General features: G+C 63.7%; 21 protein-coding genes. 6 read left to right on the top strand and 15 right to left on the bottom strand.

Annotated elements, in window-relative coordinates; all coding sequences use genetic code 11:
• The first annotated feature begins 30 nt into the window (after nt 1-30).
• Nucleotides 31-960: a helix-turn-helix domain-containing protein gene (locus QCE64_RS16420; RefSeq protein ID WP_310004849.1), complete on the top strand. Its 930-nt coding sequence runs from the start codon at nt 31-33 to the stop codon at nt 958-960.
• Nucleotides 961-997: 37 nt separating this feature from the next.
• Here the strand turns inward: QCE64_RS16420 and QCE64_RS16415 are convergent, their stop codons facing one another.
• The 11 genes from QCE64_RS16415 to QCE64_RS16365 form a co-directional block, all read right to left on the bottom strand.
• Nucleotides 998-2314 carry an MFS transporter gene (locus QCE64_RS16415; protein ID WP_309932158.1) on the bottom strand — a complete coding sequence of 439 codons (1317 nt, stop codon included), beginning with the start codon at nt 2312-2314 and terminating at the stop codon, nt 998-1000.
• Nucleotides 2315-2365: 51 nt separating this feature from the next.
• On the bottom strand, nt 2366-3259 hold the full coding sequence (locus QCE64_RS16410) for a phosphate ABC transporter substrate-binding protein (protein ID WP_309921229.1): 894 nt from the start codon (nt 3257-3259) through the stop codon (nt 2366-2368).
• Between the two features lie 48 nt (nt 3260-3307).
• Nucleotides 3308-4156, bottom strand: coding sequence for an amidohydrolase family protein (locus tag QCE64_RS16405; protein WP_310004847.1), 849 nt, complete (start codon nt 4154-4156; stop codon nt 3308-3310).
• A gap of 48 nt (nt 4157-4204) precedes the next feature.
• Nucleotides 4205-5176, bottom strand: a complete 972-nt coding sequence (locus QCE64_RS16400) for a PhnD/SsuA/transferrin family substrate-binding protein (protein WP_310004845.1) — start codon at nt 5174-5176, stop codon at nt 4205-4207.
• A 155-nt stretch (nt 5177-5331) separates the two neighbouring features.
• On the bottom strand, nt 5332-5958 hold the full coding sequence (locus QCE64_RS16395) for a cytochrome c (protein WP_310004843.1): 627 nt from the start codon (nt 5956-5958) through the stop codon (nt 5332-5334).
• Nucleotides 5959-5969: 11 nt separating this feature from the next.
• Nucleotides 5970-7919, bottom strand: a complete 1950-nt coding sequence (locus tag QCE64_RS16390) for a thiamine pyrophosphate-dependent enzyme (RefSeq protein WP_310004841.1) — start codon at nt 7917-7919, stop codon at nt 5970-5972.
• Between the two features lie 139 nt (nt 7920-8058).
• Nucleotides 8059-8214, bottom strand: coding sequence for a hypothetical protein (locus QCE64_RS16385; RefSeq protein WP_309921215.1), 156 nt, complete (start codon nt 8212-8214; stop codon nt 8059-8061).
• 129 nt (nt 8215-8343) lie between these two features.
• The gene (locus tag QCE64_RS16380) at nt 8344-9339 is read right to left on the bottom strand and encodes a LysR substrate-binding domain-containing protein (protein WP_310004839.1); all 996 of its coding nucleotides are present in this window, start codon (nt 9337-9339) and stop codon (nt 8344-8346) included.
• A gap of 222 nt (nt 9340-9561) precedes the next feature.
• Nucleotides 9562-10575: a porin gene (locus QCE64_RS16375; protein WP_309921209.1), complete on the bottom strand. Its 1014-nt coding sequence runs from the start codon at nt 10573-10575 to the stop codon at nt 9562-9564.
• Between the two features lie 306 nt (nt 10576-10881).
• Nucleotides 10882-11022, bottom strand: coding sequence for a hypothetical protein (locus QCE64_RS16370; RefSeq protein WP_309921206.1), 141 nt, complete (start codon nt 11020-11022; stop codon nt 10882-10884).
• 104 nt (nt 11023-11126) lie between these two features.
• A complete protein-coding gene (locus QCE64_RS16365) occupies nt 11127-12359 on the bottom strand; it encodes a LysR substrate-binding domain-containing protein (RefSeq protein WP_309932152.1) in 1233 nt (410 codons plus the stop codon).
• A gap of 139 nt (nt 12360-12498) precedes the next feature.
• On the opposite strand from QCE64_RS16365, the gene QCE64_RS16360 reads away from it, so the two are divergent.
• The 4 genes from QCE64_RS16360 to QCE64_RS16345 all read left to right on the top strand — a co-directional run bounded on the left by QCE64_RS16360 (nt 12499) and on the right by QCE64_RS16345 (nt 16866).
• Nucleotides 12499-13350: an amidohydrolase family protein gene (locus QCE64_RS16360; protein ID WP_310004837.1), complete on the top strand. Its 852-nt coding sequence runs from the start codon at nt 12499-12501 to the stop codon at nt 13348-13350.
• Nucleotides 13351-13373: 23 nt separating this feature from the next.
• Nucleotides 13374-14273 carry a hypothetical protein gene (locus tag QCE64_RS16355; RefSeq protein WP_309921196.1) on the top strand — a complete coding sequence of 300 codons (900 nt, stop codon included), beginning with the start codon at nt 13374-13376 and terminating at the stop codon, nt 14271-14273.
• Nucleotides 14274-14355: 82 nt separating this feature from the next.
• Nucleotides 14356-15711, top strand: a complete 1356-nt coding sequence (gene dctA / locus QCE64_RS16350; protein ID WP_310004835.1) for a C4-dicarboxylate transporter DctA — start codon at nt 14356-14358, stop codon at nt 15709-15711.
• Nucleotides 15712-15825: 114 nt separating this feature from the next.
• Complete coding sequence (locus tag QCE64_RS16345; RefSeq protein ID WP_310004831.1) at nt 15826-16866, top strand: porin; 1041 nt, start codon at nt 15826-15828, stop codon at nt 16864-16866.
• Here QCE64_RS16345 and QCE64_RS16340 read toward each other — a convergent pair.
• The 3 genes from QCE64_RS16340 to QCE64_RS16330 all read right to left on the bottom strand — a co-directional run bounded on the left by QCE64_RS16340 (nt 16854) and on the right by QCE64_RS16330 (nt 18948).
• Nucleotides 16854-18089, bottom strand: coding sequence for an MFS transporter (locus QCE64_RS16340; RefSeq protein ID WP_310005794.1), 1236 nt, complete (start codon nt 18087-18089; stop codon nt 16854-16856). The genes QCE64_RS16345 and QCE64_RS16340 overlap by 13 nt on opposite strands.
• A 3-nt stretch (nt 18090-18092) precedes the next feature.
• Complete coding sequence (locus tag QCE64_RS16335; protein WP_310004829.1) at nt 18093-18422, bottom strand: hypothetical protein; 330 nt, start codon at nt 18420-18422, stop codon at nt 18093-18095.
• 73 nt (nt 18423-18495) lie between these two features.
• The gene (locus QCE64_RS16330) at nt 18496-18948 is read right to left on the bottom strand and encodes a MarR family transcriptional regulator (RefSeq protein WP_309932148.1); all 453 of its coding nucleotides are present in this window, start codon (nt 18946-18948) and stop codon (nt 18496-18498) included.
• A gap of 198 nt (nt 18949-19146) precedes the next feature.
• On the opposite strand from QCE64_RS16330, the gene QCE64_RS16325 reads away from it, so the two are divergent.
• Nucleotides 19147-19416 carry a DUF4148 domain-containing protein gene (locus tag QCE64_RS16325; protein WP_310004826.1) on the top strand — a complete coding sequence of 90 codons (270 nt, stop codon included), beginning with the start codon at nt 19147-19149 and terminating at the stop codon, nt 19414-19416.
• A gap of 27 nt (nt 19417-19443) precedes the next feature.
• Here QCE64_RS16325 and QCE64_RS16320 read toward each other — a convergent pair whose 3' ends face one another.
• Nucleotides 19444-20664, bottom strand: a complete 1221-nt coding sequence (locus QCE64_RS16320; RefSeq protein ID WP_310005792.1) for an MFS transporter — start codon at nt 20662-20664, stop codon at nt 19444-19446.
• Nucleotides 20665-20692: the final 28 nt, after the last annotated feature.

Here is a 20692-nt window from a genome sequence, read left to right as displayed (position 1 = left end):
ACAGGACAATTTGTGCAAAGGAGACGGGACGTGCTCAGGAGAATCCCTAACTACAATTTATACGGCGAATCGGCGCGGCCGCCGTGGTATGACGCGTTCAACTTCGAATGGATCGCCGAGCGCAGCGCGCCGAACGACTGGCATATCGATGCGCATCGGCATGACGCGCTCTTGCAGTTTTTGTACATTCGCGGCGGCGGCGACGACGGCGACGTGCTCATCGAGAACACGCGCATTCCCATTCAGCCGCCCTGCGTCATCATGCTGCCCGCGCAAACAGTCCACGGCTTCAACTTCGCGCCGGATGTGGACGGGCTCGTGTTGACGGTAGCGCAACGTTCGCTCGAAGCGCTTGCCGCGATGGCGGCGCCCCCGCTCATTCCGCTGTTGCAGCGCGCGGGCGTGACGCGCGTGAATGCCCGCACGCACGCCGGTGCGCTGATGCCGCTGATCGAACTGCTGGAGAACGAATATCGCGCAACGGACCGCGGACACATGGCGGCAGGGTTGCCGTTGCTGATCGCGCTCTTCGTGCATGTCGGGCGCCTGTGCGAAGCGGCGCCGGCCTCGCGCACGGCGGCCGGCACGAGCCTGTCCGCCACGCAACGGCGCGCCGGGCAGATCAGGCGCTTCAGGGAACTGGTGGTCAAGCATGCGCGCGAACATCGTCCTGTGGATTTCTATGCGCAGACGCTCGGCACGACCGTCGCGCAGCTAGGGCGCATCTGTCGTGAGGAGATTTCGAGTTCGCCGCTTGCGGTGATCAACGAGCATCTCGTGCGCGAGGCGCAACGGGATCTGGTCTACTCGCATATGTCGGTCAAGCAGATTGCGCATGAACTCGGGTTCGACGACATCGCCTATTTCAGCCGCTATTTCCGCAAGCAGACCGGCGTGACGCCGACGCAGTTCCAGAAGGAAGCGATACGCGCGCTGGCGATCGACCGGCGCGGAGCCTGACGCGCCGGTCCTGTTGTCAGCTTACGGAAATGACCGCTCAACGCACGCCCTGACTCATCGCCGCCGGCGGCGTGGCCTTCCGCTCCGACGCTTCACCGTTGACGTCGTTCACCTTCGGCGCCCATTTGCGCCGCATGAGCACGATGGTGCTCGTCGCGCCGACCAGCAGGAACACGAAGATCGCCATCATCGGCAGTGTGTAGCTATGTCCCACATGCAGCAGCCAGCCGGAGAGACTGGCGGACACGCCGCCCGCGAGGCTCGTCGCGACCTGCTGCAAGCCGGTGTTCAAGCCCACAGCCTGCTTCGGAATCAGTGTGAGCTTGACGAGCGCGAGGTTGTTCGTCGTGACGAGACCCACCAGCGTCAACGACAGCACGTTCCAGAACAGCGCCATCTGCACGCTCGGTGCGTAGGCCCCGAACAACACCGTCATGCCGCCGATGAAGCCGACCACCATGAACGACTTGCGCACCACGACGGCATCGTGACCGCGGGCAATCAGCCGGTCCGCCAGCCAGCCGCTGAGCGCGGCCGTGACCGCCACGCCGCAGAAGCTGAAGGCCGTGTACAGACCCGACTGCTGCAATGAGAGTCCACGCTGCTCCACCAGATACGCGGGCATCCACGTCATGCAGTAGAACGCGAAGTAGGCGTAGCAGAAGTTGGTCAGCAGGCCGCCCCACACCACTGGGCTCGCCAGCAGATTGCGCAACGGCACCGAGGCGGCGCGCTGCTTTCTCGATGCGAGTTCGGTCGCATCGGGGAAGTCGTTGCGCACCATCAGCAACCAGGGCAGGAGCCACACCAAACCCGCGAGACCCGTCACGATGAACATCATCTTCCACGACGTGCCCGCGATCAGCCACGCGGCAGCCGGCGCGCCGAGAGCCGGACCCATCTTGCCGCCGACCGAATAGATGCCGAGCGCCGTGCCCTTCTGCGTTTCCTCGAAGCGGTTGGCGATATAGCGATAGGTAGCGGGCACGACCACCGCTTCCGCCGCGCCGATCAGCACCCGCACGATGATGAGCGCCGACAGCGTGGTGACGATGCCGGTGACCGCTGCCGCGACACACCACAGCAGGAAGCAGATCGCGTAAGGCCATTTGACGCCGTAGCGGTCGACGAGCCAGCCCATCGGCAATTGCAGCAGCCCGTAGGCCCAGAACACCGATGAGCCGAGCCAGCCGCGCTGCACCGACGTGAGCGTGAAATGCTGGACGAAATGATGATCCGCAAGCGCGGCCGACATGCTCGTGCGGTCCATGAACGCGATCATCAGGCCAAAGGCGAGCAGGAATACGACGCCCCAACGGCTCTCGAGGCGTGCCGCTCTTCGAATAGTCTCCATCACATCGTCTCCGTCTGATTTTTTGTTATCACTGCGCGCCCGTGCGCGGGTCTATCCGAGACTGCCGGTTACATCGTCGAACAGTTCGTCCACCGAGAAGCGGCGCGGAATGATCTTCTGGTCGAGCGCCCAGTCGATGGCAAGCTGGATACCCTTGCGGTTCGCTTCCAGACCGAACGGCGGGATCACGGCGGGCACGCCCTCGCCCAGTGCGCGGCTCTCCACGATCATCCGGTACAGCTCGCGCACGATGTCCGGCCGCTCCTTCGACAGCCCGGCATGCACGACGAACATATGGTTGATCGGCACCACGCCCTCGCGCGCGAACCAGTCCTTCGCGGCGGCCTGGGCATCAGGAACCAGCGTTTTCACGCGCGGGTCCTTCGGCATGTCTTCGCCCGCCAGCACCGCCGCGAGTTCGCCGTCCAGCATCATCTGCCCGACCGACGAACCCTTCGGCAGCCGCTGGCAATTGGCCGGGTCCGTGTATTCGGCGAGATGCCCCTCGCCTTGCGTCATCCACGTGACCTTGTCGAGATCGACGCCGTACTCGTGACGCAGGATGCCGCGAATCCACAGGCCAGTGGTCTGTGCATAGGTGCGCACGCCCACCCGCTTGCCCTCGATGTCCTTCGGGTCGAGATGACCCAGCTCACCGTTATAGCCTGCGCAATGATGCTGGAAGCGTCCTGAGATCGGCGCCGGAAGCAGCACATAAGGCTTGCCGTAAGCCTTCGCCTGCAGATACGTGACGATGGCCAGCTCGCCGGCATCGAACGCATTCTCGCGCAGCATCGGCTTGAAGCCGTCGTGCGCGCGTGCCGGGCCGCAGTAGTCGAGATTGACCACGTTCGACGACACGCGGCCGTCTCTCATCGCTTTCGTTGCCGCGTACTCGGCCAGGTTCACCCGCAGCGTCGGCAGGTCGGTTTGAATCGTCGCCATCTGGTTGTTCCTCATGCTTCGTTCACTGGAGATCCGTCGCCACGCCGCTCAGGCCAGCGCCGGATACAACTGTTGCGCCGTCTTGCCGAAGATCCACGCGCGGTCGTCTTCGTTCAGGCAACGAAGGCCCGCTTCGGCTGTCGCGAGAATCTCAGGCAGCGTGCCCTTCGAACTCGGGAAGTTCGAACCCCACGCCAGACGCTGCGCGCCAAACACGTCGATCAGGCGCGGGAAAAAGGTCCCGGCGTTCGCATCGCCCTTCTGCATGTCGTCGAAAATGCGCGGGGTCAGCTTCATGTAGATGTTCGTGAGCGGCGCAAGGTCGAACAGGGTCTGTGCCTTTGCGTAAGGCGCGCCGTCCGTCACGTCGGGACGGCCGAGGTGATCGAGAATGATCTTCACGTTCGGAAAGCGCCGCGCCAGATCGGCGACCTGCGGCAGGCCCACCGGACCGGTCTGGATGCACATCGGCAGGTTCAGTTCCGCGCAGGTTTCCCAGGCAGGCCAGGCGCGCGGATCTTCGAGTTCGCCCGGATCGAAATCCTTCGTGCTGCCGCCCGTGAACATGCGCAGGCCCGCGAGGCCGCGCTCCACGCAGGCGCGAATGGTGCGCGGGGCATCGGGCAGCGTCACGTCGACGGAGCCCACCGCGACAAGACGGTCCGGATAAGCCGCGCACGCATCGAGCACGTAGCTGTTGTCGAAGCCATACGTGGTCGACGAATGCACGACGGCGGCCTTCGCCACACCGGCTTGGTCCATTGCGGCGATCAGCGACTCGACGGTGGAAGGACGCTCCTTCGACCAGTCGGAACGCTTGCCGCCCAGCGGCGCGACGGGATAGCGCGCGGTATCGTCGGAGATGATGTGCGGATGAATATCAACGATGGATGCCATGAGTTGCTCTGTGATTCGATTGAATGGTTATGCGGTGGTGGCTATGAACTAAGCAAGCGGATCGACGAACAGCTCGGCCATCGACATCCGGCGCGGCGTGAGCCGCTGCTCGAAGGCGGTGGCTTCCAGTGCCTCGATGGTCTTGCGATTGGCCTCGATCCCGTACGGCAACGGATCACGTCCGACGATCTTGCGCAGCGCGAGATACTTCTTGTCGCTGGCGTTGGTCGGGTCGTTGTGGTCGAGCGTGGCGAGCCATGCCTGCTTCGCCTGCTCGAATGCGTCGTAGAGCGACTTCGCGATCCACGGATGCTCGGCGAGCACCGCATCTTTCACGACGATGGTGCCGTGCATCGGATACACGCCCGTGCGGCGGTAACAGTCGGCTTCGAGTTCGGCCGCGTTCGGCAGCAGGTCGGGATAGTCGGCTTCGACTTCCTGCCAGCCGCCGTTCGGGTTGCCGGTGCGGCCGATGCCGGCATTTGCCGCAAAGCCCGCCGCGAGTTCGCCTGAGGCCATCAGGTCCGCAAGCGACTTGCCTTGCGGCGCGTGCATCACATTCGACGGAAGCTTGAGCTGCGTGACGTGTTCCTCGTCATCGACGACCCATGTGACCTTCGACGAATCGAGACCGAACTCGTCGATCAGCACTTGCCGCGTCCATACGCCGGTCGTGACGGAATACGCGCGCACGCCGACCTTCCTGCCTTCGAGATCCTTGGGTGTGGCAATGCCCGCATCCGGGCGCACGAGCAGGCCGCCATGATGAAAGCGCCGCATGACGAAGATCGGCAGCGCGACGAACGGTGCGCCATAGGCTCGCGCGATGATGTAGGTGGTCGGTGCGAGTTCGCACACGTCGAACTCGACATCGCGGACCATCCGGCGGAACGCGCCGATCTGCGGCTTGACGGTGACGATCTCGGCATCGACGCCTTCGATGAGAATCGAGCCGTTGCGAATGGCCGACGTATGCGGATACTCTGCAATGGCGATCTTGAGCGGGACTTTCCTGGTCAACGGGGTCTCCTGTTGGACTCGAATGATGTTCGGGGACCGTCGGGCGATCCGGTCAGAAGATCATCGGGTAGCGTGTGTTTCCCGTCTATTGAAATAAGCCGTGGGTGCGTTAACCAACTGGTAAATGCTTCGGGATCCGTATATGTGAGTTTTGGTCAGCGCAACTGCGCCACGTAACGGGCCACGTCCCTCACGTTTTCATCGTTCAGGACGTGTGGATACAGGCGCGGCATGATGCCCGAGGGTTCGCGAATGCGCGCTTCGATGTCGCTCGTTCCATAACGGCTCGCGATGCCGCGCAGCGCGGGGCCTGCACCGCCCTCGCCGCCCGCGCCATGACATGCCGCGCAATTCGCTGCGTAAATGGACGAGCCGTGTCCCGGTGACACCGATGCTTGGGCTGTGGGCGCCGCGCCGTCGTTCAGCAACGCGAGACTCTCCGCGGGAGGATTCGGCGGCAAGGAGGCGAGATAAGCGTGAATGCGGGTGATCTCGTCATCGGAGAGAATCCGCTTGCTGTAGACCGGCATCTCGCCCTTGGGATCGTGCACATACGCTTGCATCGCCGATAGCGGGACCGGATGCGGCGCGAGCGCAGGCCCCGTCGATGCGCTGCCCTGCCCCAGCACGCCATGACATTCGTAGCAGCCCTTCTGCATGAAGAGCGCGCGGCCGGTTTCGATATCGGCGTTCGTGTCGGCATGTGCTCCCAACGACACCGCGAACGCGATGAACGCGATGAACGCCAGCGCCTTCATCGGCAAACGTGAACAGAGAGGCATTGCGGCGTCCGTCATCGAGGTTGGGTCAGCACGTCGAGCAGCGCGGGCTTGCCGCTTCTGACCTGCGCCATCGCGCGCGTCAGGGCCGGGCCGAGATCGGCGGGACTGGAGATCGGGCCTTCCGCCCAGACACCCATGCTCTTCGCCATCGATGCGTAATCGATCGGCGGATCCTGCAACACGGTGCCGATGCGCCCGCGCTCAGGATGACGATCACGCCGTCCCGCCATGCGCTGGATATGCATGGTCTCCTGATGCCACGCGCGGTTGTTGTGCATCACCATCAGCAAGGGCACTTGATGATGCGCCGCCGTCCACAGCACGCCGGGCAGCACCATCAGATCGCCGTCGGTCTGGATGCTGACGGCGATGCGCCCGGCATCGCGATGCGCGATCGCCGCGCCCACGGCGGCGGGCGCCGCATAGCCGACGCCGTATCCTCCGCCCGCGCCGATGAACTGATATGTCTTCGTGAAGTCCCACAGGCGGTTGGGCCACTGGCTGCACGCGCCGGGCGGTGAAACGAGCGCCCAGTCATCGTGGCGGATGACGTTCCATACTTCCTGCGCGAGACGTGCGGTGCTGATCGGCGTGCCGTCCCATCCGCGCGCGGCGGCTTCCCGCGCGGCGTGCTGCATGCTGTCGTGCGAGGCTCGCAGCGTTGCCGCACGCGCTTCAACGACCGTGCGTTGCGCAGCAGTCATCGTCGTGCGGATGGCCTGCGCCAGCGCCGGCATCGACGCCTGGGCATCCGCGCCGATGGGCAAGGTCGCAGCGTAATAACGCTCCGCATCCTGCATGTTCGACTTGCCGTAGAGATAGGACGTCGAGATGCTGATGACGCGCACGTCCGGCTTCGCGCGCCGCTTCGACGCGCGGCCGATCGTATCTGGAACGCTCTGCGTAAGGCCCCAGACATCGCCCACTTCGAGCGCAAGGATCACGTCGGCATCGGCCAGCAGGCGTGCCTGCATCGACGAATGATTGAGGGGGTGCCGCGTGGGGAAGTTCATGCGGCCCAGCAGGTCGATCACCGGCGCGTTGAGCGATTCAGCCAGCGCGACCAGCGACTCCAGGCCCGCCTGCGTGCGCACCGCGCGATCCGCGACGATCACCGGCGCCTTCGCCGCGCACAGCATCGTGGCGGCGGCTTGCAAGGCATCGGCGCTTGCGGCGGGCGGCGACACTTCGCGCAGCGGCGGCACCGTGATGCCATGCGGGTCTGCGATCGGCTGTTCCTGCAACTCCGCATCCGCGACGATCAGCACGGGCGCCATCGGCGGCGTGACGGACATGGTGTAGGCGCGCATGAACGATTCGGCGTAATGCTGGAGCGACACCGGATAGTCGTCGTACTTGGTGTAGTCGCGTACCAGCGCGCCGAGGTCCTGCGCCGTGTGATACCACTCGACACCCGGACGGCGCTTGGTCGCGTCGGCGATATTGCCGGCGATGACCGTCATCGGCACGTGATCGCACCATGCGTTGTAGAGCGCCATCGACGCATGCTGCAATCCCACCGTGCTGTGCACGAGACAGGCCATGGGCTTGCCCGCGACTTTTGCGTATCCGTGCGCAATCGCCGCCGACGCTTCCTCGTGGGTGCAGACGATCATCTGCGGATGCGTGTCGCCCGCATAGTTCACGATCGACTCGTGAAGGCCGCGAAAGGTCGAGCCGGGCATCGTCGCGACATAGTCGATACCCGCGATGCGCAGCAGATCCACCATGAAATCGGAGCCGGGATTGCCGATGTGCGCGGCATCCGTGGCAGGCGCTTCGTCGAGCGAGGGCGCCAGGGCATCGCCTTGCGCTTCCGCTGCCACCAGCGCCGGCGATGGCCTGCTCACTAAAGGCCGCTGCGGCGCGGTGGACGTCGGCGTGGCCACCGCGGGCTTGACGAGCGCCGCCGCTGTGCCGCTGATGAGCGCTTCCTTCAGAAAGGTGCGTCGGCCTGTCATGCAGGATTTCCCCTTTATTTTTTATATCGCCGTTGTGTGTTGGCCGTGCGTGCAGGCGTACGGAGGCCGGCCGCGACTGCGCGCGGCGGAGATCGAACTCTGATTGACTGGAACGGGAAGCGCCTTCGGATAGCGAAGGCTAGCGTCGCGGCTGGCTCAGATCGTCCATGCCGAAGATGGGGATCAACACCGGGAATTGTCCCGGCCAGGCACGCGCGATTGCTTTCGTGGTGCGCGCCGCCGTGCCGCACCATGCGGCCGCGCGACGCCATGCTCTCATGATGGGGATGGCCATCCGTCTGTCTCCTTTACGGTGAACCGCCGGCGCGTCAACGCGCTCTTGATGCGGGTTCGATGAAGACATCATCGCGCCGCCTGCGTTTTCCGTCCATTGAATAAAAGGGCAGATGCCTTAACCTTTCGGTTAAGTCCCTTGACCGGATCCGACGTGCTCCGCCATCGCGGCGAGGTCGGCTTCATCCTGCACGCCGCTCGGCGGACATTCACGTTCGAGGCATTGCAGAAGCAGCATGGCGCTGGGCGCGAGCGGCTTGTCGGCACGCCAGATCACGCCGAGCGGCCGGGTCGCGAGGTTCATGTCGAGCGGCAGCACATGGAACGGGCTGGCCTCCGAATCCGGATACAGCATGTCCACGGTATGCAGCGCAATGGCGTCGTTGATCTGGATGTAGGCGCGGATCAGATGCGTAGAAAGGGTCTCGATGGTGTTCGACGGCATCGGCAGGCCATGGCGCGCCAGCGTGTTTTCGATCGGCTCGCGCAGCAGCGAACCCGAAGGGGGCAGGATCCACGGATAGTCCTTCAGGTCCGACCATTGCACGGTGCTTCTGCTTGCGAGCGGATGCTGCACGCCCGTGACGAGCTTGATAGGCGTGTTGATGAGCGCGCGTTCATGCAGGCCCACGGTGTCCGCGCGGTTCGGCAGACGGCCCACGATCATGTCGAGGTCGCCGCGCCGCAGGTCCTGCAACAGCCCGTTCATGCGGCCTTCGAGGATCGAGACGTTGGTCTGCGGCGCTTCTTGCTTCAGGCGCGCGAGGGCGCGCGGCATGAGGGTGGAGATGAGCGTCGGCAGCGCGCCGACATGCACCTTGCCGGCGCTGCCGGTCTGCAGCGCCTTGATCTCTTCGGCCGTCTGGCTCAGGCTGCTCAGCACGGCGCGCGCGTGCCGCACCACGCATTCGCCATAGGCAGTGGGACGCAGGCCGTTGACGGTGCGCTCGAAGAGTTTCACGCCCAGCGCGCTTTCAATTTCGCCGAGCGCCTTCGATACCGCCGGAACCGTAATGTAAGAATTCGACGCCACTTGCCGCAAGTTGCGGAAGTCATAAATGGCGACGAGCAGGCGCAGATGACGCGCCTTCATGTTGACGCTCAAATACCAGTCCAGCTGACTCATAGTGTCTCCGATGCGCCTTGCGCATCGGACGATGACACGCTTCGACGCTAGTCGTTCTGCGTGCGGCTTTCCGCTCGCGCCGTCGCACGATTCTTATGCCGCACTTGTTCCTCTGCCTGCCGCGCGAAAACCGGCTGCGCGGCGATAAAGAATAACGCAGCAGGATAATGGAAACGACGGGGAGCGTGCAGAACCGGCATCGAAGATGCGCTGACCGACTTATCAGAAGCCATGGTTGATCCCCACGGTGAAAGCGAGTTGATGCGGCTGCTGGGTGGCGTTCAAGGTCTTGTTGGTGATGTAGGTTCCGGAGAACTTCGTGTAGTCGAACTCGGCGTAGAGCACCGTCTGCTTCGACAGCGAATAGGCGATGCTCGCCAGTCCCTGACTGCGCTTGCCGCCCGTATTTGGCAAGTCCGTGATGTAGTACGCAGCGCCCACGCGCGTGTACGGAGTCAACTGATACGTCAGGCCGCCCCAGTAGTTGAGCGTGCGCACGTCGCGGTTCGGCGCGGCCACGTCGACGTTATCGTTCATGTAGCCGCCCGCGAAGCGCAAGTCGCCGAAGGTCAGCGCGGCACCGAGCGTGTAGTAGTTATCCGGCTGATAGGTCGTGCCTGACAGTACCGACCGGTGGATATAGACGCCGCCCACGTTCACCGGTCCCATTTTGTATTGCAAGCCCACGCCGCGTGCCGATCCCGCGTTGAAATCGCCCGCCACGCCGCCGAAGGAATTCTCCGCGCGAAAGCGGAACGGTCCATACGTGCGGCTGTACTTCACGTCGTTGTTGAAGCGCGTGCCCGCGGTCGCGGGCGTGAGCGGCGTGATGCCGGGATACTCGAAGTTGAAGGGATCGTAGTCGTAGACCACGTCATGCGCGATGGTGTACTGGCGGCCGAAGTCGAGCGAACCGAACCACCCGCCCAGGCCGACATACGCGCCCCGGTTGAACGCGACGTTGTTCGTGTTGTCGTACGCGCCATTGCCGAGATTGAAGCCGCTCTCGAGCCTGAAGTGCGCGTTGTAGCCGCCGCCGAGATCTTCCTTGCCGATGAAATCGAGCCGGTTCGAAGTGAAGAAGCCGTTCGAGTTCATCGAATACTGGTTGCCCAGTCCCGTGTGCGTATAACGAATGCCGCCGTCCACCACGCCTGCCAGCGTGACAAAGGATTGCGCGTGCGCCACACCCGCGAACTGACAGGCGGCGAGAACGATTGTTAGTTTCCTGATCATGAGATTTTTTCGGTGAGATGCGGTATCGCTTTCTCATGCCGTCCGCGCGACCCGGACGGCATGGGGCCGTCTGTCAGTCATTCGGCGTGCTGCTCCGCTCTCTTTCCGGATGATCCGATGTGTGTCTCGTTCGCTTGCTTGCATGCATGGCTGTCTCCAACTATGGCGCCTTGTTTCAGGCTTCTTTTATTGCGGGCGTGAGTGCCCCTCACCGCCTTTTCGGGCAGTGATTCCTGCGTTGATGCGTGATGGGGGTACGAAGGCCGCGTGCCTTCGCAAAGCGCGTATCGGCCTTGAATGAAGGCGTCAGCCGCCCTGCGCGATCTCGCGATGCATGTGCTTGTCTCCTTGTGCCGCTGTATGCGCCACACCCTTATGCTTGTAGCTCAAGACATTGACTTGCAAGGTGGCTTGCAGCGAGTCGTCTGTGGCTTTCGATGCTTGCATCGTCTCATCGCGACCCGGCAGCGTCCATTGAATAAATTTCTCGACGCGTTAACCTGCGGGTAAAGGCGCCTGCCTGATTCAGTGCGGGAAGTGGACACCCATGCTCACGCGGGCAGTCCGCATTCTTCGCGCAAGCACTCGATGAAAGCCTGCTGCACGGCGGTGCCGAGCCAGTCGCTTCGCACCGTATAGCCGACCGCGCGATCCGCCTCCGGCGTCTTCAGTTCGAGCGCGACCATGTCGCTGCCAGGATAGGCCTCGCGTATCTGCGAGCGCGACAGCAAGGTGATGCAATCACTCTCGACGAGCATGGCGATCATCATCGCGAGCGAACTCGTTTCGACCACGAGCGGCGGCGTGGCGGGCAAGCGCGCGAAGAGGCGGTCGATTACCGCGCGGCGCGGCACGGTGCGCTGCGGCACGACCCAGTCGTAGTCGGCGAGATGGTTGGGCATGATCGACTTCTGCCGCGCAAGCTTATGCCCCTTGCGCACCGCGACCACATACGGGTCCGCGAACAGCTCGGTTTCCTGCACTGCGCCAGTGAGCCGGGGCTCGCGCAAGCCGCCGACGATGATGTCGATGCCGCCCGCGCGCAGATCGCGCAGCAGTGGCGCGTGCGAGCCTTCGTCCACCGTGATGCGGGCCGCCGGATAGCGTGCGCGCAGCCGTTGAATCACGCGCGCGACGAGCCGCGGCGGCAACAGCGGCAACACGCCAATGGCCACGCGCCCGGTGCGCTGGCCGCGCGCATAGGCGAGATCTTCACGGGCCTGCGCAATCTCATACAGCGCAAGACTGAGCCGCCGCGCAAATTCGACGCCCGCCGGATTCGCCGCGACGCTGTGCACGCGCCGTCGATACAGCGACACACCCACGCTCTGTTCGATCTGTCGCGCCGCGCGATGCACGGCCGGCTGCGAGATGCCGAGCTGCTGCGCCGCCTCCGCCGCCGACCCGGCCTGCGCGATGGCGATATGACAGCGCACCTGGGCATCGGTGAGGTGCCGGCAGATCGTCGCGCTGTGCGGGGAAGGCTCGTCATGGCCGGTCAAAGCCGCGACCGCGCGCTCCATCTGATCGAGCATGCGCCGCGTGCGCCGTTGCAGGATGCGCCCTTCCGCCGTCAGTTCGCTGCCGCCGTAGCCGCGCTCGAACAGTTGCCCGCCGAAGCTGGCCTCGAGTTTGGCGATGGCAAGGCTCACCGCCGGCTGGGTGCGTCCCGCGCGTGCGGCCGCCTGTCCGATACCACCCGATTCGCACACGGCGTCGAACAGGAACAGGCGCCGCAAGCGCGTCAGATCGTCATTCGACGGGTCGTCTTCGCGGTTCGCCATGGCGTTCAACCCCTATGTGAAAACCCTTAGCTTAACCAGAATTTATGCCAAAGCGCAAAGTTCATATTGAGGGATTCGCTCGCAACCGGCTTACAGTGACGTCCATTCCACTGCGAAGAAGACCCCCTGGAGCCGCTTCATGTCCGTTGTCATCGATACTCACACTCACGCCATTTCCTCGGATAAACAGCGTTTTCCGCTCGCGCCGGTTGGCGGCCACCAGTCCGAATGGTCGGCCAAGCGTCCCGTCAGTTTCGAAGGCTTGCTGGCCTCGCTCGACGATGCCGGCATCGACCGTGCCGTGGTCGTGCAGGCGTCCACCGTGTACGGCAACGACAATAGTTATGTGGTGGAAGCGGTGCGCAGTCAGCCGGACCGCTTCGCCGGCGTGTTCTCCATCGACGTGCTTGCGAACGACGCCGTCACGCAACTGCAACGCTGGCTCGACGCGGGCCTCTCCGGACTGCGCCTCTTCACGACGGGCAGCACGATGCCCGGGCAAGCGGGCTGGCTCGACGACGAGCGCTCCTTCCCGGTGTGGGAATACGCGGAACGTCATGGCGTATCGATCTGTCTGCAAATGACGGCGCAAGGCATTCCCGCGCTGCTGAACATGCTCGCGCGCTTTCCGAAGATCCGCGTGTTGCTCGATCACCTGGCGCGTCCCGACCTCGCGGGCGGAGCGCCGTATGAAGCGGCGGCACCGCTGTTCAGCCTGGCATCGCATGAAGGGGTGTATCTGAAGCTCACGAACCGCACGATCGCAGAAGCGTCGCGCGGCGCATCGACGCCGGAGGCTTTCTTTCCGCGCGTGCTCGACGCCTTCGGTGCGCACCGTATTGCGTGGGGCTCGAACTTCCCCGCGGCGGAAGGCGCGCTGCCGCAATTGCTCGCCGATGCACGCGCCAGCCTCGCGATGCTGCCCGCTGATGCACAGCAAGCCATCTTTGGCGGCACCGCGCTGACCGTCTATCCGGCGCTGGCCGTCTGAATACGCCTTCCGTGAGTCACGACATGCAACCGCTGCTGCTGAAAACCGCCCTGAAAACGTATCCGCACACGCGTGCGCTCAAGCGTGGCGAACTGACCGATCCCGCCGTGCAACTCGTGTTCGACGAAGTCGAGCCGATTCACAACGCGTTCGCGCCGATGGCACGTCGCCAGGCTTATGACGTAAGCGAACTCGCCATCGTCACGTACTTGCAGGCCAAGGCTTATGGCAAGCCGCTCATCCTGCTGCCCGCCGTCGTGGCCGCACGGTTCCAGCAGGGCTGCATTATTTATAATGCGCGGCGCGGCAAGCTCGATATCGATCAGTTGTCTGGCAAGAAGATCGGCGTGCGTACTTATACGCAAACCACCGGCATGTGGGTGCGCGCCATTCTGTCTGGCACGTACGGCGTGCCGGTCGAAGCGAACGAATGGATCACCATCGAAGGCGCGCATCTCGAAGAGTATGCGGACCCGTCGTTCGTGCAACGCGCCGCGCCCGGCAAGCAACTGTTGCCGATGCTGCGTGCCGGTGAACTCGATGCCGCCATCCTCGGCAACGACCTGCCCGACGAAGCGGGTCTCGAACCGCTGATTCCGGATGCCGCGACGGCCGATCTCGCGTGGTACGCCGCGCATCGCTACGTGCCGATCAACCATGTCGTCGTCGTGACGCAAGCGCTGGCCGATGCCCATCCGCAAGCGGTGCGCGCCGTGTATGACCTGCTGTGCCGCGGCAAGGCCTCGGTGGCCGCGGAGAATGCCGGCAAGCCCGACAAGCTGCTGTTCGGTTACGACGCATTGCGCGCGCCGCTCGAAGAAACCCTGGCGTTCTGCGAGGAACAGGGTCTGCTGCCACGCAAGCTGACCGTCGATGAAATCTTCGCGGACAGCGAACGCATTCTGGGCGACGCGGGACGTTGAGCCGCCTCGCACGCCGCCTTTTCACTTATTTCATTCTCAGAAGCGAATCTGAATTCGCCACCCGCACCGCAAGGAGACATCCATGAGCTTGCCCGGCAACGCCGCCACGCAACCCAGGAAACGCCGGCCATTCTATCGCGACCTGTCCTTCCAGGTCCTGGCCGGCATGGCGCTCGGCATCGCCACAGGCTATCTGTTCCCGAAGTTCGGCATCAATCTGCAACCGGTCGGCGACGCCTTCATCCGCATCATCCAGATGCTGATCGGCCCAATCATCTTCTGCACGGTATGCAGCGGCATCGCGGGCGTGAAGGACTTCAAGAAGGTGGGCCGCGTCGCGATCAAGGCGCTGTTCTACTTCGAAGTCGTCACGTCGCTCGCACTGGTGCTCGGGCTGGTCGTCATCAACGTGCTGAAGCCGGGCGTCGGCATGAACGTGGACATGCACAGCGTGCATTCCGCCGCCGTCGATGCGTATGTCGCGAAGGCTCATCATGTCGTCACGACGAGCGAATTTCTGCTCAATGTGATCCCGCACACCGCGTTCAGCGCGTTCTCGGGCGGCGACGTGCTGCAAGTGCTGTTCTTCTCGGTCCTGTTCGCGTTCGGTCTTGCGGCGATCGGCGACCGCGCGAAACCCGCACTCGATTTCATCGACTCGGTCTCGGGCGCGCTGTTCTGGGTAATCGGCCTGACGATGAAGATTGCGCCCATCGCGGCGTTCGGCGCCATCGCGTTCACGGTCAGCAAGTTCGGCTTCGGCACGCTGATCTCGCTCGGCAAGCTGATCCTCGAGTTCTACCTGACCTGTGCGCTGTTCATCGTGCTGATCCTGTGGCCCATCGCTCGTGCGAATGGCTTCAGCCTGCTGCGGCTGATGCGCTATATCGGCGCGGAGTTGCTGCTCGTGATCGGCACGAGTTCCTCCGAAACCGTGTTCCCGCAATTGATCGACAAGCTCGAACGCCTGGGATGCGAACAGTCCGTCGTGGGTCTCGTGCTGCCGACGGCCTACACCTTCAATCACGACGGCACCTGCCTGTACTTCGCTGCTGCCGCCGTGTTCCTCGCCCAGGCCACCAACACGCCGATGGGCTGGCACGAACAGCTCGTCCTGCTCGCGGTGCTGCTGCTCACCTCGAAGGGCGCGGCTGGCGTTTCCGGCGCGGCCATCGCGGTGCTCGCGGCCACGCTGGCTGCATCGAACACGATTCCTGTCGAGTCCATCGCGCTGATTCTCGGCATTCACAAGGCGATGTCGAGTGCGTTCGTCTTCACGAACATCATCGGCAATAGCGTGGCGACAATTGTCGTCGCGAACTGGGAGAAGGCCCTCGATCGCGTGGCCCTGACGCGCGAGCTGAAGTCCGGATTCCGTCCGTCCGACGTCCAGATCGGACCGATCAAACAGGCGAGCGGCAGCTCCGCCGGTCACTGACTGACCGCCGCCGGCATCGACTCGATTCCGGCGGCCTTATTTTCGGAAAGAAAAGTTCCGAAAATATTTAGTCATACCGATCGCAAAAAATCCTAATGAAGTTGGAGACACGTTGTGAAAAAGATAGCTTGGAAAAGGCTAGGACTGACCCTGTCCGCGGCCGCCGGAACGTTGTCGGCCTTCTCTGTACATGCGCAAACCAGCGTGACGCTGTACGGCACCGTGGATGGCGGCATCCGCCATCAGACCAGTGCGGCCAAGGGCGGCGGCACCGTGACCACGATGAACTCGAACGGTTACTACAGCTCGAACAAGCTCGGTTTTCGCTTGAAGGAAGATCTGGGCGATGGCTGGAACGCACACGCCCAGCTGGAAAGCGGCTTTAATCTCGGTAACGGCCAGTTCGACAACACGGCCAACCGCGAATTCAACCGGCAGTCGTTCGTCGGCATCGGGCATCGGACTTACGGCTCGATCGATCTTGGCCGGCAGTACACGATCGCGCACGACATCATCAGCATCTACGATCCGTTCAGTTTTCATTTCACGCCGATCCTGCCGCTCACCGCCGCCTCCGACGGCACGCGCAACGACAACGACGTGAAGTACAAAAACCGGATCGGTTCGTTGCTGTTCGAAGCGGACAACTCGTTCGGCGGTGTCGCGGGCAATTTCAGCAGTGGCGCGGCCCGTGCCGTGGGCATGAGCTACGCGGCGGGCCCCGTGGCCGTGGGCGGCGTGTATGGACACCGCAATGTGCTGAACGGCACGCGCTACCTGGGCGACAGCTACTACATGCTGGGCACCAGCTATGCGATCGGACTGATCAAACTGTCCGGCGGCTTCATGGCCGAAGACCTGCAGGACCCCGCCGCGCCGCATACGGTGACGAACAATGCGTTTGGCGGGCTGGCATGGACGGTGACGCCGTTTATCGTGTTTCGTGGCGGCTATTACCAGACCAACGTCTCCACCGACAAGGCCGGACGCCGCAGCCTGTCAGTCCTGTCACTGGCCTATCTGCTGTCCAAGCGCACGACGCTCTATGCCGAAGCCGACTACACGTCCTATCGCCACGCTGTTGTCAGCACGCTGAACCCGGCCGGGGCGAACAGTCAGACCGCGTTCACCATCGGTATCGATCATCTGTTCTGAAGTGACATGCGCTGTTCACGCCGGATGCGGGACAGCGCATAGCCGCCGACCGATACGGCGGCGAACCCCGACAGCGCGCCAATCCCCAATGCCCAGCGCGGCCCCAGGTGGTTGGCGACCCAGCCGACCACGGGCGCGCCAATCGGCGTTCCGCCAAGCGCAATGGCCAGCCGCAGCGCCATGACGCGCCCTCGCATCGCGGGTTCGGTCGAGATCTGCATCAGACTGTTCGTGGTGTTCGTAAAAGTGAGCGCCGCCACGCCGATCACGACCAGCGCACCTGCGAACAGCCAGTAGGTCGGCGCAACGGCCGCGAACGTACAGCCCACGCCGAACATGCCGGCTCCGGCCAGGATGGCGCCGAAGCGCGGCCGGCCGCGTCCCGCCGCGAGCAAGGCGCCGGAAATCGTGCCGATCGCCATGAACGACGAAAGCAGGCCGTAGCCGCGCGCGTCGGTATGAAAAACGCCGACGGCCATCGTCGAAATGAAAATCGGAAAGTTGAGACCAAAAGTGCCGATCAGGAAAAGCATGACGAGAATCGCCTTGAGGTCGGGGCGTGACCACGCATAGCGGAACCCCTCGGACATGCCCTTCCGGGCGCGCCCGGCCCGCGCGCTCCCGCGCAGCTCGGACCTGCGGAACCACGACATCGAAACCAGCACGGCGACGAAGCTGACACCGTTGACGAGAAAGGCCCAGCCCGTGCCCACCGAGCCGATGACCAGCCCCGCCACCGCCGGTCCGATCATCCGTCCCGCGTTGAACGACGTGGAGTTGAGCGCGACCGCGTTGTGCAGGTCCGCGTCACCCACCAGCGAGCCGACGAAAGTCTGCCGCACCGGCCCGTCGAAAGCCGATGCACATCCGAACAGCAGCGCGAACACATACACATGCCACAGCACGACGACACCGGTCACTGTCAGCGCGCCCAGCGCCAGTGCCAGCGCGCCCATGGTCGCCTGGGTGAACATCAGGAGCTTGCGCTGGTCGTAGTGATCCGCCGCATAGCCCGTCCACGGCAGCAGGACGATCTGCGGCCCGAACTGGAGCGCCATCACCGTGCCGACCGCCGAGGCGTTGTGATGCGTCAACTGCGTCAATACGAGCCAGTCCTGCGCGGTGCGCTGCATCCAGGTGCCGACATTGGAGACGAGCGCACCGGCCGCCCACAGGCGATAGTTGAAAACCTTCAGGGAACGGAATGCCTGCACTGCCTGAATCCCTCACGTCCGCGTAGTCATCCGGCCACCATGGAAGCGGCCGAAGTGCCTGGCTAGAAACAGCCCGATGACCAGCATGCCGAGGCCGAATGCCAGGGCGTCAATGGTGTTGCGAAAATCGAAATGACCGACGTGACACACCAGCGCATATCCGATGACGAGATTGAAGAAGCCCCACACCACGTTCACCGTGGATGAGGAGAGGCCCTGGCCGGGCGGCGTCGCGAAGGGGCTCTGGAACGGTTCGCCTCGTACGCCGCTGACCAGATGCGGCAATGCGTTGCAAAAAAAGACGCCGCCGAAGAACCAGGCGATGAGATCGAGCCATTCCATTTTTTTTCAAACGCCTCGTGTGTCGAAATGGTCAAGGCGTCGCGCTTCCGGCGACGCATGAAGACAAGCAGGTTCACTCGTCCACCAGCCGCGCGAGCAATGCCACGGCCGCTGCGACTTGCGCCTGCTCGGTGGCAGACAGCCGCGCCCGGATGGTGCGGGACAACCAGTCCTGCCGCGCGCTGCGCCCTTTGCGGATCATCGAGAGACTGGTTTTGGTGAGGGACAGGATGGTGCGGCGTCCATCCTCCGGGTCCGGCTTGCCCACGACATGCCCGCCGGCCATGAGCGCCGCAACCGCCGTTCCCATGGATTGCGTGCGGATGCCTTCGGCCTGTGCGAGTTCCGATACCGAGGCCGGGCCCTCGCGCTCCAGACGCAGCAACACGGCAGTCTGCGTGCCGGTCAGATCGCCATAGGTCGACTGTGCGCGCATGTTGCGCTTGAGCCGGGAGACGACGGAACGAAGTGCGGAAGCGAGTTCGTCGGCGCTGTCGAGCTTTGAGGTTGCGGATTGATCTGCCATGGCGTCACTCTGACAGATGAAAAGAAAACTGCCAAGTTAACTTACTAATTTGCACGAGGCAAAGATTCGTTCACCCTTAACCAAACCGTCAACTCTCACGCCGATAAATTCAATAGACTAGGTAATTACCCTAGTGTGAAATACGACCTGTCGCCGCTGAACAGTCACGCGGTTCTCATCACGCAGAAAGGTCAAGACATGAAACTCGCCATCCACGCCGTATTGGTCGCCGCCGCCATCCTCGTTCCCGCAGCAGCCTTCGCTCAGACGAGCGAGCCGCTCACGCGCGCTCAGGTCCGGGCTGAACTCGTGCAGCTCGAGAAAGCCGGCTACAACCCGCTCAGCAACTGCGACGGAAATTGCCCGGACAGCCTCCAGCGCGCCGAAGCCACCCTCCTGCGCAGCCGGAACGAGGCGACCGCCGCGTACGGTCCCGCATTCGACGGCACGCAACAAGCCGGCCGATGAACCCTTGGCGAACCCTTGGCGCTGCGTTCAATGCAGCGCGTCGCGCGTGGCGAGCGGCTTGAACAGGTGGCTCCATGCAAGGCTCACGAGAATCGTCGCAACGCCGCCCGCGACCACTGAGCCGATTACGCCGAGACCTGACGCCGTGACGCCGGACTCGAATTCCCCGAGCTGATTGCTGGCCCCGATGAAGAGCGTATTCACCGCCGCCACGCGACCGCGCATGCGATCCGGTGTCTCCAACTGAATGAGCGTCTGCCTTACGACCACGCTGATGGTGTCCGCGCCGCCAGAGACGGCCAGCAGGATGAGCGACAAGGGAAACCATGTCGACAGCCCGAAACCGACGATGGCAACGCCATAAATGCCCACCGCAACGAGCAGCTTCTTGCCGACGCCGCTGGCAATCGACCGTCGCGACAGGAACACGCCGACACACAATGCACCAATGGCAGGCGCCGAGCGCAGCAGTCCAAGCCCTTGCGGTCCCACATGCAGGACTTGCCGCGCATAGACCGGCAGCAACGCCGTAGCGCCGCCGAACAGCACGGCGAAGAGATCGAGCGAAATGGCGCCGAGCAGAAGCGGATGGCTCCAGATGAAGCGCAGGCCGGCAAGGATCGAATCCGCGGTGACGGGTTCACGCGGCGGCGGCGTGAAGTCATAACGCACGAAGAAATACAGCAAGGCGCTGAAGCAGAACAGCGCCGCGCTGGTCAGATACACCGTGACCACGCTGATAGCAAACAGCACGCCGCCCAGCGCCGGCCCGGCGATGACGCAGGTCTGCTGGACCACGGTGCTCAGCGCCATTGAGCGCGCGAGGAGCCTGGGCGGCACGAGCATCGGCAAAAGCGCCTGCTGGCCAGCCATCTGGAACGGCCTGATGGCGCCGAGCACAAGCGACAGCGCCAACAGCGCGTCGCGCGTGACATGATGCGTGGAGGTAGCCGCCGTCAGCAGCGCTGCCGCAACCGCTTGCAGCGCGAGACACGCGGCGACCATCCGCCCGCGATGCAGGCGGTCCGCGCAATGACCGGCAACGAGCGTCGTCGCGAGGCCCGGCGCGAACTGAAACAGACCGACGAGGCCAAGGTCCCACGCGCTCGATGTCAGGTCATACATGTGCCAGCTGATCGCCAGCATCAACATCTGCTGGGCCGTGATGGAACCGATGCGCGCGATCAGGAAGCGCGTGAGCGGTGCGTGGCGCAGCAACGACGTCACGTCATCGGAACGGGTCTGCATGGCGGGTGATGGAGTCATCTCTTGTACT

Source organism: Caballeronia sp. LZ043, from assembly GCF_031451075.1.
Taxonomy (GTDB): domain Bacteria; phylum Pseudomonadota; class Gammaproteobacteria; order Burkholderiales; family Burkholderiaceae; genus Caballeronia.
Note: the sequence above shows the minus strand (reverse complement) of the source record. Positions and strands in the feature narration are given on the sequence as shown.

Coding starts and splice junctions, on each gene's coding strand:
- QCE64_RS16415 (WP_309932158.1), bottom strand. CDS start 2,314: ATGGAGACTATTCGAAGAGCGGCACGCCTCGAGAGCCGTTGGGGCGTC.
- QCE64_RS16410 (WP_309921229.1), bottom strand. CDS start 3,259: ATGGCGACGATTCAAACCGACCTGCCGACGCTGCGGGTGAACCTGGCC.
- QCE64_RS16405 (WP_310004847.1), bottom strand. CDS start 4,156: ATGGCATCCATCGTTGATATTCATCCGCACATCATCTCCGACGATACC.
- QCE64_RS16395 (WP_310004843.1), bottom strand. CDS start 5,958: ATGCCTCTCTGTTCACGTTTGCCGATGAAGGCGCTGGCGTTCATCGCG.
- QCE64_RS16390 (WP_310004841.1), bottom strand. CDS start 7,919: ATGACAGGCCGACGCACCTTTCTGAAGGAAGCGCTCATCAGCGGCACA.
- QCE64_RS16385 (WP_309921215.1), bottom strand. CDS start 8,214: ATGGCCATCCCCATCATGAGAGCATGGCGTCGCGCGGCCGCATGGTGC.
- QCE64_RS16380 (WP_310004839.1), bottom strand. CDS start 9,339: ATGAGTCAGCTGGACTGGTATTTGAGCGTCAACATGAAGGCGCGTCAT.
- QCE64_RS16375 (WP_309921209.1), bottom strand. CDS start 10,575: ATGATCAGGAAACTAACAATCGTTCTCGCCGCCTGTCAGTTCGCGGGT.
- QCE64_RS16370 (WP_309921206.1), bottom strand. CDS start 11,022: ATGCAAGCATCGAAAGCCACAGACGACTCGCTGCAAGCCACCTTGCAA.
- QCE64_RS16365 (WP_309932152.1), bottom strand. CDS start 12,359: ATGGCGAACCGCGAAGACGACCCGTCGAATGACGATCTGACGCGCTTG.
- QCE64_RS16360 (WP_310004837.1), top strand. CDS start 12,499: ATGTCCGTTGTCATCGATACTCACACTCACGCCATTTCCTCGGATAAA.
- QCE64_RS16355 (WP_309921196.1), top strand. CDS start 13,374: ATGCAACCGCTGCTGCTGAAAACCGCCCTGAAAACGTATCCGCACACG.
- dctA (WP_310004835.1), top strand. CDS start 14,356: ATGAGCTTGCCCGGCAACGCCGCCACGCAACCCAGGAAACGCCGGCCA.
- QCE64_RS16335 (WP_310004829.1), bottom strand. CDS start 18,422: ATGGAATGGCTCGATCTCATCGCCTGGTTCTTCGGCGGCGTCTTTTTT.
- QCE64_RS16330 (WP_309932148.1), bottom strand. CDS start 18,948: ATGGCAGATCAATCCGCAACCTCAAAGCTCGACAGCGCCGACGAACTC.
- QCE64_RS16325 (WP_310004826.1), top strand. CDS start 19,147: ATGAAACTCGCCATCCACGCCGTATTGGTCGCCGCCGCCATCCTCGTT.
- QCE64_RS16320 (WP_310005792.1), bottom strand. CDS start 20,664: ATGCAGACCCGTTCCGATGACGTGACGTCGTTGCTGCGCCACGCACCG.